Here is a 15,805-nt window from a genome sequence, read left to right on the forward strand (position 1 = left end):
CGGCTGCCGCGCAGCCCGGCGGAGGCCACAGCTCCCTCGGTTCGCTCGCGCTCGTCGTGTCCGGTGGGCTCTCCGTCCAGTTCGGCGCCGCCGTCGCCGTCCTGCTGATGCCGCGGGCCGGCGCCCTCGGTGTCGTGTCCCTGCGGCTCGCGCTCGCCGCCGTCGTGATGCTGGTCGTCTGCCGGCCGACCCTGCGCGGTCACTCGCGCGCCGACTGGGGGACGGTCCTGGCGTTCGGCGCCGTGATGGCCGCCATGAACTGCAGCTTCTACCAGGCCGCCGACCGGATCCCGCTCGGCGCCGCCGTGACCCTGGAAGTCCTCGGCCCGCTCGCGCTCTCCGTGATCGTCTCCCGCCGAGTGGTCAGCGTCGTGTGGGCCGGGTGCGCGCTCGCCGGGGTGGTGCTGCTGAACGGCGGAACGTTCGACCGGCTCGACCCGCTGGGTACGGCGTACGCGCTCGGCGCGGGCGCCATGTGGGCGGCGTACATCCTCTTCAGCGCGCGTACCGGGCGGCGCTTCCCGCAGGCCGACGGGCTCGCGCTGGCCATGGCGGTCGGCGCCGTGCTGGCCATGCCGCTGGGCATCGTGGAGTCCGGGGCGAAGCTGGTGGTGCCGTCCACGCTGGGGCTCGCGCTCTGTGTCGCCGTCATGTCGTCCGTACTGCCCTACACGCTGGAGCTGCTGGCCCTGCGGCGGCTGCCCGCCCAGACGTTCGCCGTGCTGATGAGCCTGGAGCCCGCCATCGCCGCGGGCGCCGGCTTCCTCGTACTGAACCAGGCGCTGTCGGCGACGGACGCGCTGGCCATCGCGCTGGTGATCGCGGCCAGCATCGGCGCGGTACGCAGCCAGTTGCGCAACCGTCCCGGCGGGGCGGCGGGCGGCCGGTGGCGTGACGCGGCGCGCGGCCGGTGGCGTGGCCGTAAAAAGCAAACCAAGCATGCTTGATTGTTTCTACGGGCACTGCCATGCTCCGGGACACGCACACCGCCGTGTTGTCCCGAGGGGAGTTCGCCCGTGGCCGACCCTGTCGCCGTCCTTGACGATCTGCGCGACGAGAGCGCCGAACTCGACCGGCTGGTAGGGGAGCTGGGCCCGGCGGACTGGGCGCTGCCGACCCCCGCCGCCGGCTGGACGATCGCCCACCAGATCGCCCATCTCCACTGGACCGACACGGCCGCCCTGCTCGCCGCGACCGACGAGACCGCCTTCGCGGGAGAGGCGGCAAAGGCCCTGGCCGCCCCCGACTCCTTCGTGGACGACGGCGCCGAAACAGGCGCCGCGCTCCCGCCCGCCGAACTGCTCGACCGCTGGCGCACCGGCTGCGAACAGCTCCAACTGGCCCTGCGCGCGGCCCCGTCCGGCGCGCGCTTCCCCTGGTACGGGCCGCCGATGAGCGCCGCTTCGATGGCGACCGCCCGGCTGATGGAGACCTGGGCGCACGGCCTGGACGTCGCCGAGGCCCTGGGGGTCACCCCGCCACCGACCGCCCGGCTGCGGCACGTCGCCTGGATCGGCGTACGGGCCCGCGACTACGCCTATCTCGTACGCGGCGAGCAGCCGCCCGCCGAGCCGTTCCGGGTGGAGATCACCGGCCCGGCCGGCGAGCTGTGGACGTACGGGCCCGAGGGCGCGGCCCAGCGGATCACCGGCCCCGCACTCGACTTCGCCCTACTGGTGACACAGCGCGCCCACCGGGCGGACCTCGCGGTACGGGCCGTCGGCGCCGACGCCGACCGCTGGCTGGACATCGCGCAGGCGTTCGCGGGCCCGCCGGGGCCCGGCAGGCCGCGGAAGGGCGGGCGATGAGCGTGGCAGGCGCCACCCCGGGCGCCCCCGACGTCCTCCGGATCGGGAACGCGTCCGGCTTCTACGGCGATCGGTTCGACGCCCTGCGCGACATGCTCACCGGTGGCCGGCTCGACGTCCTCACCGGCGACTACCTCGCCGAGCTGACCATGCTGATCCTCGGCCGCGACCGGCTGAAGAACCCGGAAGCCGGCTACGCCAAGACGTTCCTGCGCCAGCTGGAGGACGGCCTCGGGCTCGCCCATGAGCGCGGGGTGAAGATCGTCGCCAACGCGGGCGGACTGAACCCGGCGGGGCTGGCCGCCGCTGTGCGCGCGCTGGCCGACCGCGTCGGCGTACCGGTCACCGTCGCCCATGTCGAAGGCGACGACCTGCTCGCACGCGGCGGCTGGGGCGACGGCGTGCTGACCGCCAACGCCTATCTCGGCGGCGCCGGTATCGCCGCGTGCCTGCGGGCCGGCGCCGACGTCGTGGTCACGGGCCGGGTCACCGACGCCGCCCTCGTCACAGGACCGGCCGCCGCACACTTCGGCTGGGGCTCCGACGACCTCGACGCGCTCGCCGGGGCCGTCGTCGCCGGGCACGTACTGGAGTGCGGGACGCAGGCGACCGGCGGCAACTACTCGTTCTTCGGGCAGCACGACATCCGCCGCCCCGGGTTCCCGCTCGCCGAGATCCACCCGGACGGCTCGGCCGTCGTCACCAAACACGACGGCACCGGCGGCGTCGTCGATGTCGGCACCGTCACCGCGCAGTTGCTGTACGAGACGGCCGGCGCCCGGTACGCGGGCCCCGACGTCACCGCGCGCCTCGACACCATACGGCTGTCGCAGCAGGGCCCCGACCGGGTCAGGATCTCCGGCGTACGCGGCGAACCGCCGCCGCCCACCCTCAAGGTGGGGCTCACCCGGATCGGCGGCTGGCGCAACGAGGTCGTGTTCGTCCTCACCGGACTCGACATCGACGCCAAGGCGCGGCTGGTGCGCGAACAGGTGACGGACGCGTTCGCCCGCACCAAGAAGGCTCCGGGGGACGTGCGTTGGGAGCTGGCGCGCACCGACGGCGCGGACGCCGAAACGGAGGAGACGGCCAGCGCCCTGCTGCGGCTGGTCGTGCGCGACAGTGATCCGGACGCGGTGGGGCGTGCGGTGAGCGGCGCAGCGATCGAGCTGGCGCTGGGCAGTTACCCGGGCTTCCATGTGACGGCGCCGCCGGGCAAGGGCGCGCCGTACGGGGTCTTCGAGGCGGCGTATGTGGACGCGGGCGAGGTGGCGCACGCGGCGGTGCTGCCGGACGGGCGCCGCGTGTTGATGCCATCTCCGCCACGTACAACCGCACTTGAGCCGATGGCCGCCGCCGCGCTTCCCGCGCCCCTGCCCGCCGGGCTCCCGGTCCGCCCGGCGCCGCTCGGGCTGATCGCCGGCGCCCGCAGTGGCGACAAGGGCGGTGACGCCAACGTCGGGGTCTGGGCGCGGACCGAGGACGCCTGGCGCTGGCTCGCACACGAGCTGACCGTCGACCTGTTCCGCGAACTGATACCGGAGGCAAGGGAGTTGCCGATCGACCGGCATGTGCTGCCCCAGTTGAACGCGCTGAACTTCGTCGTGACGGGGCTGCTCGGCGAAGGTGTCGCAGCGGCGGCCCGGTTCGACCCGCAGGCCAAGGCGCTCGGTGAATGGCTGCGGTCCCGGCACGTCGACCTACCGGAGGTACTGCTGTGACCGTCCTCGCGTCGGCCCTCGACCCCGCGTCCGCCGAACACACCGCCCACCGCGACGCGATGCTCGCCAAGCTCACCGAACTGGACGCCGAACACGCCAAGGCGCTCGCGGGCGGCGGCGAGAAGTACGTCGCCCGGCACCGAAAGCGGGGGAAGCTGCTGGCGCGGGAGCGGATCGAGCTGCTGCTCGACCCCGACACCCCGTTCCTCGAACTGTCACCGCTCGCTGCGTGGGGGAGCGACTACCCCGTGGGTGCGTCGATGGTCACCGGGATCGGTGTGGTCGAGGGCGTCGAGTGCCTGATCACCGCCAACGACCCGACGGTACGCGGTGGTTCGTCGAACCCGTGGACGCTGAAGAAGGCCCTGCGAGCCAACCAGATCGCCTTCGAGAACCGGCTGCCGGTCATCAGCCTGGTCGAGTCGGGCGGCGCCGATCTGCCGTCCCAGAAGGAGATATTCATCCCGGGCGGGGCGCTCTTCCGCGACCTCACCCGGCTGTCCGCCGCCGGCATCCCCACCGTCGCCGTCGTCTTCGGCAACTCGACGGCCGGCGGGGCCTACGTGCCCGGGATGTCCGACCACACCGTCATGATCAAGGAGCGGTCGAAGGTCTTCCTCGGCGGACCGCCGCTGGTGAAGATGGCCACGGGCGAGGAGAGCGACGACGAGTCGCTGGGCGGCGCCGAGATGCACGCCCGTACGTCGGGGCTCGCCGACCACTTCGCCGAGGACGAGCCGGAAGCGCTGCGCCAGGCCCGCCGTATCGTCACCCGGCTCAACTGGCGCAAGGCGCAGCCGGATCCAGGGCCCGCCGAACCGCCGAAGTACGACGGGGAGGAGCTGCTGGGCATCGTCCCCGGCGATCTGAAGGTCCCCTTCGACCCGCGCGAGGTGATCGCGCGGATCGTGGACGGCTCGGACTTCGACGAGTTCAAGGCGCTGTACGGACCGAGCCTGGTGACCGGCTGGGCGCGGCTGCACGGCTACCCGGTGGGTGTACTCGCCAACGCCCAGGGGGTGTTGTTCAGCGCCGAGTCGCAGAAGGCGGCGCAGTTCATCCAGCTCGCCAACCAGCGCGACATTCCGCTGCTGTTCCTGCACAACACCACCGGCTACATGGTCGGCAGGGAGTACGAGCAGGGCGGCATCATCAAACACGGCGCGATGATGATCAACGCCGTCGCCAACTCCAAGGTGCCGCACCTGTCGGTGCTGATGGGCGCCTCGTACGGGGCAGGGCACTACGGCATGTGCGGCCGGGCGTACGACCCGCGCTTCCTGTTCGCGTGGCCGAGCGCCAAGTCGGCGGTGATGGGACCGCAGCAACTGGCCGGTGTGCTCTCGATCGTGGCCCGCGCATCGGCGGCGGCGAAGGGGCAGCGATACGTCGACCAGGCTGCCGAGGGCGACGCGGCGCTGCGCGCGATGGTGGAGGCGCAGATCGAGTCGGAGTCGCTGCCCACGTTCCTGTCCGGGCGGTTGTACGACGACGGGGTCATCGACCCGCGCGACACCCGCACGGTCCTTGGCCTGTGCCTGTCCGCCATCCACACCGCCCCGGTCGAGGGCGTGCGGGGCGGCTTCGGCGTCTTCCGGATGTGAGGGCTTCCACCATGATCTCCACCACGGTCTCCACCACGATCGAGTCTGTCCTTGTCGCGAACCGCGGCGAAATCGCCTGCCGGGTCTTCCGCACCTGCCGTGAACTGGGCATCGCGACGGTGGCGGTGTTCTCCGACGCCGACGCCGAAGCGCTGCATGTGCGCGAGGCGGACGCGGCGGTACGGCTGCCGGGCGCCGCGCCGTCCGACACGTACCTGCGCGGCGATCTGATCGTGAAGGCGGCGCTGGCGGCAGGCGCCGACGCGGTCCATCCGGGGTACGGATTCCTGTCCGAGAACGCGGAGTTCGCACAGGCCGTGCAGGACGCGGGCCTGGTATGGATCGGGCCGCCGCCCGCCGCGATCGAGTCGATGGCGTCGAAGACGCGCGCGAAGGAGCTGATGGGTGAGGCGGGCGTCCCCCTGTTCGCCCCGGTCGACCCGGCGGCGGCGACGGAGCACGATCTGCCGCTGCTGCTGAAGGCGGCGGTGGGCGGCGGCGGCCGTGGCATGCGCGTCGTACGGTCGCTGGCCGCGCTGCCCGAGGAGTTGACGGCGGCGCGCGCCGAGGCGCGGTCCGCCTTCGGGGACGGCGAGGTCTTCGCCGAGCCGTACGTGGAGGACGGCCGCCATGTGGAGGTCCAGATCCTCGCCGACGCATACGGCACGGTCTGGGCGCTCGGCACCCGCGACTGCTCGCTGCAACGCAGACACCAGAAGGTCGTCGAGGAGTCCCCGGCCCCCGGCCTTCCGCCCGAGCTGCGCACGGCCCTGGCGGAGGCGGCGGTCACGGCGGCCCGCGCCGTCGACTACCGGGGCGCGGGCACGGTCGAGTTCCTGGTCTCGGCGCCGGGGCGGCCGTACTTCCTGGAGATGAACACCCGGCTCCAGGTCGAACACCCCGTCACCGAGGAGGTGTTCGGCCTCGACCTGGTGGCCCTGCAACTCGCGGTCGCGGAGGGGGCGGAGCTCCCGCCCGAGCCGCCGGAGCCGGCGGGCCACGCGGTGGAGGCGCGGCTGTACGCGGAGGACCCGGCGGCCGACTGGACCCCGCAGACCGGCCGGTTGTACTCGCTCGCCGTGCCGGTGACAACCGCGCCGGGCGGCGGCGCCCGCGTCCGTGTCGACAGCGGCTACGCCGACGGCGACACCATCGGCGTCCACTACGACCCCATGCTCGCCAAGGTCGTCGCCTGGGCCCCGACGCGCGACGCGGCGCTGCGGCTGCTGCGGACCGCGCTGCGCCGGGCGAGGGTGCACGGGCCCGTGACCAACCGGGATTTGCTCGTACGCTCGCTCGGCCACCCGGACTTCGTGGCGGGCCGGTTCGACACCGGTTTCTACGGACGTCACCTCGCCGGACTCACCACCCGGGCCCCGGGCGAGGACATCGCCGCCGTCGCTGCGGCGCTCGCCGACGCGGTCCGGCAGCGGGCGGGCGGTACGAGCGTCACCGCCCGGCTCGGCGGCTGGCGGAACGTACCGTCGCAGCCGCAGGCGCGGACGTACGGCGGGCACGAGGTGCGGTACCGCGCCACCAGGGACGGCTTCGCCGTGGAGCGCGAAGGCGCCGACCCGGCGATCCGGGTCGTCGAGGCCCACCCGCACCGGGTGCGGCTCGAAGTGGACGGCGCGGTAAGGCGGTTCGACGTCGCCCGGCACGGCGGGCAGGTGTACGTCGACACCGCCGCCGGCTCGTACCGCCTCGCCGTCGAGCCGCGCTTCGCCGACCCGCTCGCCCGCACGGGCCCCGGGTCGCTGCTCGCGCCGATGCCCGGGACCGTCGTACGGGTCGCTGACGGGCTGGCCGAGGGCAGCGCCGTCACCGCCGGACAGCCGCTGATCTGGCTGGAGGCGATGAAGATGGAACACCGGATCGTCGCCCCCGCCTCCGGCACCCTCACCGCTCTCCACGCCGCACCCGGCCGTCAGGTCGAGGTGGGCGCCCTGCTCGCCGTCGTTGCCAGTGACGCACCGGTTGCCAGTGGCGCACCCGATGCCCGTGACGCACAGGAGGACACGTCCGCATGAGCGACCGCACTCTCGTCGAGACCGAAGAACAGGCCGCGCTGCGCGCCGCCGTCGCCGCCCTCGGCCATCGCCACGGCCGGGGCTACGACCGGGCCACCCTGTGGGAGGAGGCGGGAAAGCTCGGCTATCTCGGGGTGAACCTCCCCGAGGAGTACGGCGGCGGAGGCAGCGGCCTGGCCGAACTGTCCATAGTGCTGGAGGAGTTGGGCGCGGCGGGCTGCCCCCTGCTGCTGATGATCGTGTCCCCGGCCATCTGCGGCACGGTCATCGCCCGCTTCGGCACCGAAGCGCAGAAGCAGCAGTGGCTGCCGGGGCTCGCCGACGGCTCCCTCACGATGGCCTTCGGCATCACCGAACCCGACGCGGGGTCCAACTCCCACCGCATCACCACCACCGCCCGCAGGGCGCAGACCGGGGACGGCTGGATACTCAACGGCCGCAAGGTCTTCGTCTCCGGCGTCGACATCGCGGACGCCACCCTCATCGTCGGCCGCACCGAGGACGCCCGTACCGGCAGGCTGAAGCCGTGCCTGTTCATCGTCCCGCGCGAGGCGCAGGGCTTCCAGCGCTCCCAGATCGACATGGAACTCACCGCGGTCGAGAAGCAGTTCGAGCTGGTGCTGGACGACGTACGCCTCCCCGCCGACGCGCTGGTCGGCGACGAGGACGCGGGGCTGCTCCAGCTGTTCGCCGGACTCAACCCTGAGCGTGTCATGACCGCCGCGTTCGCGATCGGCATGGGCCGGTACGCGCTCGCCAAGGCCGTCGACTACGCGAAGACCCGCCAGGTCTGGAAGGAACCGATCGGCGCCCACCAGGCCGTCGCCCACCCGCTGGCCCAGGCCCACATCGAACTGGAACTGGCCGCCCTGATGATGCGCAAGGCGGCGTACCTGTACGACGCGGGCGACGACGCGGGCGCGGGCGAGGCGGCGAACATGGCCAAGTACGCGGCGGGCGAGGCCTGTGTGAAGGCCGTGGACCAGGCCGTACAGACCCTGGGCGGCAACGGTCTGACCCGCGAGTACGGCCTGGCGTCCCTGATCACGGCGTCCCGGGTGGCCCGTATCGCGCCCGTGAGCCGGGAGATGATCCTGAACTACGTCTCGCATCAGACCCTGGGCCTTCCGAAGTCGTACTGAAGGCGACGGGCGGGCCGGGCGGGTCGGGCCGGGGCGGGCGCGGGACGGCGTTGAATGGGGCGGAGTCCTGACGTTGCTTCGAGGACCTGACGTTGCTTCGAGAAAGAGAGCCGACGCGTGGCCGCTGCCACCCTCACCCCCGACGGGCCGTTCTCCCTGGCCGCCGCCGTCCGCTTCCTGGAGGGCTTCACCCCGGCCTCGTACGACGACGCCCGCGACGGTGTGCTCCGGCTGGCGTTCCCCACGGACGACGGTGAGGCCGTCGTCGGATGCGCCCTGCGGCAGAAGGAGAGGCCGGCGGACGGGGCCGCCTCCTCCGTCGTACGCGCCGAGTACACCGTCCTCATCGACGGGAAGGAGACCCGGCCCGCCGCCGGTACGCCGGCCGCCACGGCGGTCCGGGCCCAGATCGCCCGGATCCTCTCCCTCGACGTGGACGGAAGCGAATTCGGCGCCCTCGGCGACCACGACCCCGTCGTCGCCGGCCTCCAGGCAGAGTTCCCGGGCCTGCGGCCGGTCCTGTTCTACTCGCCGTACGAGGCAGCCGCCTGGACGATCATCGGCAACCGCATCCGGCGGACCCAGGCCGCCCGGGTCAAGGCCCGGCTGGCCGAAGAACACGGCCAGGCCGTCGACGTGGCCGGCCGGAGGCTCCACGCCTTCCCGGTCCCGTCGGTACTGCGCCGGCTCGACCAGTTCCCCGGCCTCACCGGCATCAAGGTCGAGCGGCTGCGCGCACTTGCCGAAGCGGCGCTGGACGGGCGCCTCGATGCCGCTCAACTGCGTTCGCAGCCGGCGGAGTTGGCCTTGGCCGGCCTGCAAGAGTTGCCGGGCGTCGGACCGTTCTCGGCTCAACTGACCCTGGTACGCGGAGCCGGACACCCCGACCTCTTCCCCGACCACGAACCCCGGCTGTACGAGGCGATGGCGGCCGCGTACGGCCTCGATGCCGTCACGGCCGCCGATCCGGAGCGCCTCGCCGCCGTCGCGGACGGCTGGCGCCCGTACCGCAGTTGGGTCGCCCTGCTCCTGCGTGCCCGTTACGACGGGTCGCTGTTGAACTTGGCGGCCGACCAGAAGTAGCCGAGCACCGCGAGACCCACGCACCAGCCCAGCGCGAGCCAGCCGTTGTTGCCGATCCCGGTCCCGAGCAGCAGCCCGCGCAGCGTCTCGATGGCCGGGGTGAAGGGCTGGTACTCGGCGATCGGCTGGAACCAGCCGGGCATGGTGTCGACGGGGATAAAAGCGCTGGACAGCAGCGGCAGCAGGATCAGTGGGATGGCGTTGTTGCTGGCGGCCTCGGCGTTGGGGCTGATCAGGCCCATGCCCACGGCGATCCAGGTGAGCGCGGTGGCGAAGAGCACGAGCAGGCCGAAGGCGGCGATCCACTCCAGGACGGTCGCGTCGGTGGAGCGGAAACCGATGGCCACGGCGATGGCGCCGACGAGGACCACGCTGGCGATGCACTGCAGCACACTGCCGATGACATGGCCGACGATCACGGAGCCGCGGTGGATGGCCATGGTGCGGAAGCGGGCGATGATGCCCTCGGTCATGTCGTTGGAGACCGACACCGCCGTCCCGATCGTGGTGCTGCCGATGGTCATCAGCAGCAGGCCGGGGACGATGTAGGCGATGTACGCGGAGCGGTCCGCGCCGCCGCCGCCGATGCCCGCGCTCATCACGTCACCGAAGATGTAGACGAAGAGCAGCAGCAGCATGATCGGTGTGAGCAGCAGGTTCAGGGTCATGGACGGGTAGCGCCGGGCGTGCAGGAGGTTGCGGCGCAGCATCGTGGACGAGTCGCGCACGGCGAGGGAGAGGGTACTCATCTGACAGCCTCCTCAGGCTGGTTGGCGGGGCCGGGCCGGCCGGGTACGGCGGGTCCTGTCAGGGCGAAGAAGACGTCGTCCAGGTCGGGGGTGTGCACGCTCAGTTCCGCTGCCTCGATGCCGGCGGAGTCGAGCCGGTCGAGGACGGCGCGCAGCGCGCGCTGGGTGCCGTCGCTGGGGATCTGCAAGGACAGCGCCTCGTCGTCCTGGGTGACCTCGCCCAGGACGGCGGCGGCGGAGCGGTAGGCGGCCGGGTCGGTGAAGCGGAGCCGGACGTGTCCGCCGGGGACGAGCCGCTTCAGCTCGTCGGCTGTGCCTTCGGCGGCGATCTTGCCGTTGTGCAACACGGCGATGCGGTCGGCGAGTTCGTCGGCCTCGTCCAGGTACTGGGTGGTGAGCAGGACGGTGACACCGTCCGCGACCAGGCCCCGGATGATCTGCCACATGGTGTGGCGGCTGCGCGGGTCGAGGCCGGTGGTGGGCTCGTCGAGGAAGATGATCCGCGGGTCGCCGACGAGCGTCATGGCGATGTCGAGGCGGCGCTTCATGCCGCCGGAGTAGGTGGAGGCGGGCTTCTGCGCGGCCTCCACCAGGTCGAAGCGGTCCAGCAGTTCGGCGGCGACCCGCCGTCCCTCGCCGCGGGAGAGGTGGTGCAGGTCCGCCATGAGGAGCATGTTCTCCTCACCGGTGATCAGGCCGTCCACGGCGGAGAACTGCCCGGTGACACCGATCGCGCCGCGTACGGCCTGGGCGTCGGTGGTGAGGTCGTGGCCGCCGATGCGGATCGAACCGGAGCCGGGTCCCGGGGAGATGAGGGTGGAGAGGATGTTGACGGCGGTGGTCTTGCCGGCGCCGTTCGGGCCGAGCAGGGCGAAGACCGTTCCTTCGGGGACGGTCAGGTCGATCCCGTCGAGGACGACCTTGTCGCCGTAGGACTTGCGCAGTCCGCTCGCCGCGATGGCCGGGCTGGTCGTGGCCGGGCTGGTCATGAGGGGGTGCTCCTTCAACGGACTGCTCCTTCAGAGGCTGCGGGCGGTGATGTCGCCGTAGGCGGTGGTCGCGTGGATGGTCAGGCCGGCGGCGGCGCCTTCGGTGTTCTTGAGCGCGTTGTGGATCCGCCCGTGGGTGGCGCCCGCGTCCAGGGACGCGGAGACGCCGTGGGCGGCGCCGACCGTGATCTCGCCGTACTCGGTGTGGAGTTGGACCGTGCCGCGGACGGCTTCGGCGATGTGCACGTCGCCCTTGCGGGTGCCGATCTCGGCGGGGCCGCCCAGGCGGCCGACCGAGACGTCGCCCGCGAGGAGTGTGAGGCGGGCGGCGGCCGTCTCGTCGATCTTGGCCTTGCCCTGCGAGACGTCGAGGACGACGTCGCCGAGGCGCCCGACGCCGCGGAACTCGCCACTGGCAGCCGTCGCCTCGACGCTGGATCCGGCGGGCAGTTGGACGGTCACCTCGACCGATCCCGAGCTGCCGAGGATCCGGTTCTTGGCCGGTGCCCCCGTGATGCGCAGGACGCCGTCGGCGTATTCGACGGTGGTCTGCCCGGCCGCCTTCACGTCGCCGCTCTTCGACGCGTCGGCGGGCAGGACCTCGACCGTGGTGTCGGTCCGTTCGGCCCCGATGAACCGGATGAGGCCGGCCGGGATGTCGAGGACGGCGGAGACGGGGGCGGGGGTGTCGAACTTCTGCATCGTGCTCTCCTTCGTTGTTTCCGATGATGGAAAGCTACGTTGCGTTCATGGATCTGACAACAGATTCATTGCGTATAAAGCCCGTAGGCGCAGGTGAGAGCCAGAATATCGTTGCAACGGTTCTGAATCTAACGCAACGTCGCATACTCGAACGTTGCAATGGATTGAAGGTGAACGCTATGCTGAAGGCGCCAAGGACACGACACAGCACAAAGGAGACCGCGATGCCGGGCGGCAGGCTCACCGAGCAGGAACGCCAGCAGATCGCGCTGGGGCTGGCCGACGGCCTCGCCTACGCGGAGATCGCCAGACGCCTCGACCGGCCGACCTCGACGGTCACGCGCGAAGTGCTGCGCAACGGCGGCCCGGGCGGCTACCGCGCCGATCTGGCCCACCGCGCCACCGAACGCCGCACCCACCGCCGCAGGCAGCCCCTGGCCCAGGGCCCGCAGCCGCTCCCGCCGACGGACGGACGCGACGCCGAGGCCGTGCGCGAGTACGAGGAGACGTTCACCACCGTCCTCATGCAGTCGGGGCTGCCCAAGATGATGTCCCGGGTGCTGGTCTGCCTCTTCACCGCCGACTCCGGCAGCCTCACCGCCGCCGAACTCGTCCAGCGCCTCCAGGTCAGCCCGGCGTCCATCTCGAAGGCGATGGCGTTCCTGGAGAGCCAGGACCTCGCCCGCAGGGAACGCGACGAACGCCGCCGCGAGCGCTACTTCGTCGACGAAGACGTCTGGTACGAGGCGACGATGGCCAGCGCCCGCGCCAACGACCAACTGGTCGCGACCGCACGCCAGGGCGTCGCCGTCCTCGGCCCCGGCACCCCGGCCGCCGCCCGCCTCGAAAACATCGCCCGTTTCCTCGACTTCGTCTCCGAAGGCATCGTCCGCGCGGCGGAGCAGGGCCGCGAAGTCCTCTACACGAAAGCCGAAACGCCGCCGGGCGGCTGATTGGGCGGGTCGCGGGTCTCCCCAAGCCGTACCGGCCGGGGTGATTCTGGGCGTCCACCGTCGAAGGGGTCGCCATGGTGTTCCACAGCGAGTACGCGGATGTCCCGGCCGTCGATCTGCCCATCCATGACGCCGTGCTCGGCCGCGCCGCCGAGTTCGGGGACGCCGTCGCGCTGATCGACGGGGCTGCCGGGACGAGTGTCAGCTACGCCCAGCTCGACGTCGCGCACCGGCGGCTGGCCGCCGCGTTCGCCGTCGCCGGGGTGGTGAAGGGGGACGTGCTCGCGCTGCACAGTCCCAACACCGTCGCCTACCCGGTGGTGTTCTACGCGGCGACCCGCGCCGGTGCCTCCGTCACCACCGTGCATCCGCTCTGCACGGCCGAGGAGTTGGCGACGCAGCTGCGGGACTCCCGGGCGCGGTGGATCGTCACCGTGTCGCCGCTGCTCGATGTGGCGCGCAGGGCAGCCGAGTTGGTCGGCGGGATCGAGGAAGTGTTCGTCTGTGACCGCGCCGAGGGACATCAGTCGGTCCTCGACATGGCCGGGTCGGCGGCGCCGGAGCCCGACGTCGCCGTCGACCCCGGCGAGGACGTCGCCGTACTGCCGTACTCCTCGGGCACCACCGGCGTCCCCAAGGGGGTGATGCTCACGCACCGCTCGATCGCCACCAACCTGGCGCAGTTGGAGCCCGTCATACCGATGGCGCCGGGACACCGCATCCTCGCCGTGCTGCCGTTCTTCCACATCTACGGGCTGACCGCGCTGATGAACGCGCCGCTGCGGCACGGCGCCACCGTTGTCGTACTGCCCCGCTTCGACCTCGAACAATTCCTTGAGGCGATCGAGAAGCACCGCATCAACGGGCTGTTCGTGGCGCCGCCCATCGTCCTCGCCCTGGCCAAGCACCCCGCCGTCGCCCGGTACGACCTGTCCTCGCTCGACTACATCGTCAGCGCCGCCGCCCCGCTCGACGCCCGGCTCGCCGCCGCCTGTTCGGAGCGGCTGGGGCTGCCGCCGCTGCGGCAGGCGTACGGCATGACGGAACTCTCGCCCGGCACCCATGTCGTACCGCTGTCGGCCGCCGAGCCGCCGCCCGGCACCGTCGGCAAGCTGATCGCCGGCACCGAGATGCGGATCGTCTCCCTCGACGACCCGGCGCAGGACGTAGGACCCGGCGCCGAGGGCGAGATCCTCATCCGCGGTCCGCAGGTGATGAAGGGCTATCTCGGCCGGCCCGAGGAGACCGCCGCGATGATCGACGCCGACGGCTGGGCACACACCGGCGACGTGGGCCGGGTGGACGGCGACGGATGGCTGTTCGTCGTCGACCGGGTCAAGGAACTCATCAAGTACAAGGGGTTCCAGGTCGCCCCCGCCGACCTGGAAGCTCTGCTGCTCACTCACGAATCCGTCGCCGACGCGGCCGTGATCGGTGTTTACGACGAAGACGGGAACGAGGTCCCCAAGGCATACATTGTCCGTCGGCCCGGTGCCGAAGCGCTCACGGAGGGCGACGTCATGGCGTTCGTCGCCGAACGCGTCGCCCCCTACAAGAAGGTCCGCCGGGTCGAGTTCATCGGCGGCGTGCCGCGCGCCACCACCGGCAAGATCCTCAGACGTGAACTGAGAGATCGCGAGAGGGAGAGCACGTGACAGAACAAACGCCGGGACAGCCGAGAGAGCCGCGGGGACAACGGGGAGCGGTGGCCGTCGCGCACGAGCGCGGTATCACCACCCTCACCCTGGACTCGGCGGAGAACCGCAACGCCCTCTCGGCCCAGCTCGTCGCCGCGCTCGGCGAAGCCCTCGGCGCCTGCGGCAAGGACCCGTCGGTGCGCGCCGTGGTGCTCACCCACAGCGGCTCCACCTTCAGCGCCGGCGCCGACCTCAAGAGCCCGGCCAACCCGTACACCTTCGTCGGTCTCATGCGGCAGATCGTCGAACTGCCCAAGCCCGTCGTGGCCCGGGTGAGCGGCCATGTCAGAGCCGGCGGGCTCGGTCTGCTCGGCGCGTGCGACATCGCGCTCGCCGACCGCACGTCCGACTTCGCCTTCACCGAGGTACGCATCGGCGTCGCGCCCGCCGTGATCTCGCTGCCGCTGCTGCCGCGCATAGAGCCGCGTGCCGCCTCCCGCTACTACCTCACGGGGGAGCGCTTCGACGCGGCGGCCGCCGTCAGGGCGGGGCTGATCACCGAGGCCGCCGACGATGTGGACGCCGCGCTCGACGTCGTACTCGACGGGCTGCGCCGGGCGTCGCCGCGCGGCCTCGCGGAGTCCAAGAAACTGCTCAACGCGGCGGTGCTGGCCGGGTTCGACGAGCACGCGGAGGATCTGGTGCAGCGCTCCGCCTCGTACTTCATCACCACCGAGGCCAGGGAAGGCATCGCGGCGTTCCTCGAACGGCGGGACCCCGTATGGGTACGGTAGCCGCGCCCAAACAGGACCGCAGCCGGGCCACCAGGCGGCGGCTGCTGGAGGCCGCAGTGGCCTGTCTCGCCGAGGTCGGCTGGGCGGGCTCCACGGTCGCCGTCGTGGCCGAGCGCGCCGGGGTCTCGCGTGGCGCGGCGCAGCACCATTTCCCCACCCGGGAGGACCTGTTCACCGCCGCGGTCGAGTACGTCGCGGAGGAACGCTCCAGCGCGCTGCGCGCCCTCGTACCGGCCGGGCCTGGCCACCGCACGGAAGCGGTCGACGGGATCGTCGCGCTGTTCACGGGGCCGCTGTTCCGGGCCGCGCTCCAACTCTGGGTCGCCGCCGCCAACGAGGACCAACTACGGCCGCGCGTCACCGAGTTGGAGGCTCATGTCGGGCGTGAGGCACACCGCATCGCGGTGGAGCTGCTGGCCGCAGACGAGTCGCTGCCCGGCGTACGGGAAACCGTCCAGGGGCTGTTGGACATGGCGCGCGGCCTCGGCCTCGCCAATCTGCTGACGGACGACGGCAGGCGCCGCGAGCGGGTGGTCGCGCAGTGGTCCGCGCTGATCGAGGAGGCGCTGCGGCCACCCGCCGTGTGACGACCG

14 protein-coding genes are annotated in these 15,805 nt (G+C 72.0%); 11 read left to right on the top strand and 3 right to left on the bottom strand.

Translation table 11 applies throughout. From position 1 onward, the window contains the following. From HY68_RS13445 to HY68_RS13475, 7 genes are all read left to right on the top strand, one after another. Nucleotides 1-947 (top strand): EamA family transporter (locus HY68_RS13445; protein ID WP_063779639.1); only part of this gene is annotated, 947 nt, incomplete at its 5' end. 69 nt (nt 948-1,016) lie between these two features. Beyond that, the gene (locus HY68_RS13450; protein WP_041988475.1) at nt 1,017-1,808 is read left to right on the top strand and encodes a TIGR03084 family metal-binding protein; all 792 of its coding nucleotides are present in this window, start codon (nt 1,017-1,019) and stop codon (nt 1,806-1,808) included. Next, nucleotides 1,805-3,529, top strand: a complete 1,725-nt coding sequence (locus HY68_RS13455) for an acyclic terpene utilization AtuA family protein (protein WP_041988477.1) — start codon at nt 1,805-1,807, stop codon at nt 3,527-3,529. Before HY68_RS13450 ends, HY68_RS13455 begins: the two co-directional genes overlap by 4 nt. Continuing rightward, nucleotides 3,526-5,133: a carboxyl transferase domain-containing protein gene (locus tag HY68_RS13460; RefSeq protein WP_041988480.1), complete on the top strand. Its 1,608-nt coding sequence runs from the start codon at nt 3,526-3,528 to the stop codon at nt 5,131-5,133. The genes HY68_RS13455 and HY68_RS13460 overlap by 4 nt, the downstream gene beginning before the upstream one ends. Nucleotides 5,134-5,144: 11 nt before the next feature. Next, nucleotides 5,145-7,163: a biotin carboxylase N-terminal domain-containing protein gene (locus HY68_RS13465; protein ID WP_041988483.1), complete on the top strand. Its 2,019-nt coding sequence runs from the start codon at nt 5,145-5,147 to the stop codon at nt 7,161-7,163. Then, nucleotides 7,160-8,305 carry an acyl-CoA dehydrogenase family protein gene (locus HY68_RS13470; RefSeq protein ID WP_041988485.1) on the top strand — a complete coding sequence of 382 codons (1,146 nt, stop codon included), beginning with the start codon at nt 7,160-7,162 and terminating at the stop codon, nt 8,303-8,305. The genes HY68_RS13465 and HY68_RS13470 overlap by 4 nt, the downstream gene beginning before the upstream one ends. 117 nt (nt 8,306-8,422) lie before the next feature. Next, nucleotides 8,423-9,388 carry a DNA-3-methyladenine glycosylase gene (locus HY68_RS13475; RefSeq protein ID WP_041988487.1) on the top strand — a complete coding sequence of 322 codons (966 nt, stop codon included), beginning with the start codon at nt 8,423-8,425 and terminating at the stop codon, nt 9,386-9,388. On the opposite strand, the gene HY68_RS13480 is transcribed toward HY68_RS13475, so the two are convergent. The 3 genes from HY68_RS13480 to HY68_RS13490 are packed head-to-tail and all read right to left on the bottom strand — an operon-like array spanning nt 9,346 to nt 11,828. Beyond that, complete coding sequence (locus HY68_RS13480; protein ID WP_041988489.1) at nt 9,346-10,137, bottom strand: ABC transporter permease; 792 nt, start codon at nt 10,135-10,137, stop codon at nt 9,346-9,348. The genes HY68_RS13475 and HY68_RS13480 overlap by 43 nt on opposite strands. Beyond that, nucleotides 10,134-11,126, bottom strand: a complete 993-nt coding sequence (locus tag HY68_RS13485) for an ATP-binding cassette domain-containing protein (protein WP_041988490.1) — start codon at nt 11,124-11,126, stop codon at nt 10,134-10,136. Before HY68_RS13485 ends, HY68_RS13480 begins: the two co-directional genes overlap by 4 nt. Before the next feature lie 30 nt (nt 11,127-11,156). Beyond that, nucleotides 11,157-11,828 carry a DUF4097 family beta strand repeat-containing protein gene (locus HY68_RS13490; RefSeq protein ID WP_041988493.1) on the bottom strand — a complete coding sequence of 224 codons (672 nt, stop codon included), beginning with the start codon at nt 11,826-11,828 and terminating at the stop codon, nt 11,157-11,159. A 224-nt stretch (nt 11,829-12,052) separates the two neighbouring features. Here HY68_RS13490 and HY68_RS13495 point away from each other — a divergent pair, with 224 nt between their 5' ends. The 4 genes from HY68_RS13495 to HY68_RS13510 all read left to right on the top strand — a co-directional run bounded on the left by HY68_RS13495 (nt 12,053) and on the right by HY68_RS13510 (nt 15,799). Continuing rightward, nucleotides 12,053-12,781 (top strand): helix-turn-helix domain-containing protein, encoded by a 729-nt coding sequence (locus HY68_RS13495; RefSeq protein WP_041988496.1) that lies wholly within the window; start codon nt 12,053-12,055, stop codon nt 12,779-12,781. 74 nt (nt 12,782-12,855) lie between these two features. After that, nucleotides 12,856-14,436, top strand: a complete 1,581-nt coding sequence (locus tag HY68_RS13500) for a 4-coumarate--CoA ligase family protein (RefSeq protein WP_041988499.1) — start codon at nt 12,856-12,858, stop codon at nt 14,434-14,436. Between the two features lie 50 nt (nt 14,437-14,486). Beyond that, on the top strand, nt 14,487-15,212 hold the full coding sequence (locus HY68_RS13505) for an enoyl-CoA hydratase family protein (RefSeq protein WP_041988502.1): 726 nt from the start codon (nt 14,487-14,489) through the stop codon (nt 15,210-15,212). Continuing rightward, on the top strand, nt 15,200-15,799 hold the full coding sequence (locus HY68_RS13510) for a TetR/AcrR family transcriptional regulator (protein WP_041988505.1): 600 nt from the start codon (nt 15,200-15,202) through the stop codon (nt 15,797-15,799). Before HY68_RS13505 ends, HY68_RS13510 begins: the two co-directional genes overlap by 13 nt. The last annotated feature ends 6 nt before the right edge of the window (nt 15,800-15,805 follow it).

This window comes from Streptomyces sp. AcH 505, from assembly GCF_000818175.1.
Taxonomy (GTDB): Bacteria; Actinomycetota; Actinomycetes; order Streptomycetales; family Streptomycetaceae; genus Streptomyces.

Bases quoted from the DNA above. Each gene is read 5' to 3' on its own strand.
- HY68_RS13465 (WP_041988483.1), top strand. From the start codon at position 5,145: ATGATCTCCACCACGGTCTCCACCACGATCGAGTCTGTCCTTGTCGCG.
- HY68_RS13510 (WP_041988505.1), top strand. From the start codon at position 15,200: ATGGGTACGGTAGCCGCGCCCAAACAGGACCGCAGCCGGGCCACCAGG.
- HY68_RS13470 (WP_041988485.1), top strand. From the start codon at position 7,160: ATGAGCGACCGCACTCTCGTCGAGACCGAAGAACAGGCCGCGCTGCGC.
- HY68_RS13480 (WP_041988489.1), bottom strand. From the start codon at position 10,137: ATGAGTACCCTCTCCCTCGCCGTGCGCGACTCGTCCACGATGCTGCGC.
- HY68_RS13490 (WP_041988493.1), bottom strand. From the start codon at position 11,828: ATGCAGAAGTTCGACACCCCCGCCCCCGTCTCCGCCGTCCTCGACATC.
- HY68_RS13485 (WP_041988490.1), bottom strand. From the start codon at position 11,126: ATGACCAGCCCGGCCACGACCAGCCCGGCCATCGCGGCGAGCGGACTG.
- HY68_RS13455 (WP_041988477.1), top strand. From the start codon at position 1,805: ATGAGCGTGGCAGGCGCCACCCCGGGCGCCCCCGACGTCCTCCGGATC.
- HY68_RS13495 (WP_041988496.1), top strand. From the start codon at position 12,053: ATGCCGGGCGGCAGGCTCACCGAGCAGGAACGCCAGCAGATCGCGCTG.
- HY68_RS13500 (WP_041988499.1), top strand. From the start codon at position 12,856: ATGGTGTTCCACAGCGAGTACGCGGATGTCCCGGCCGTCGATCTGCCC.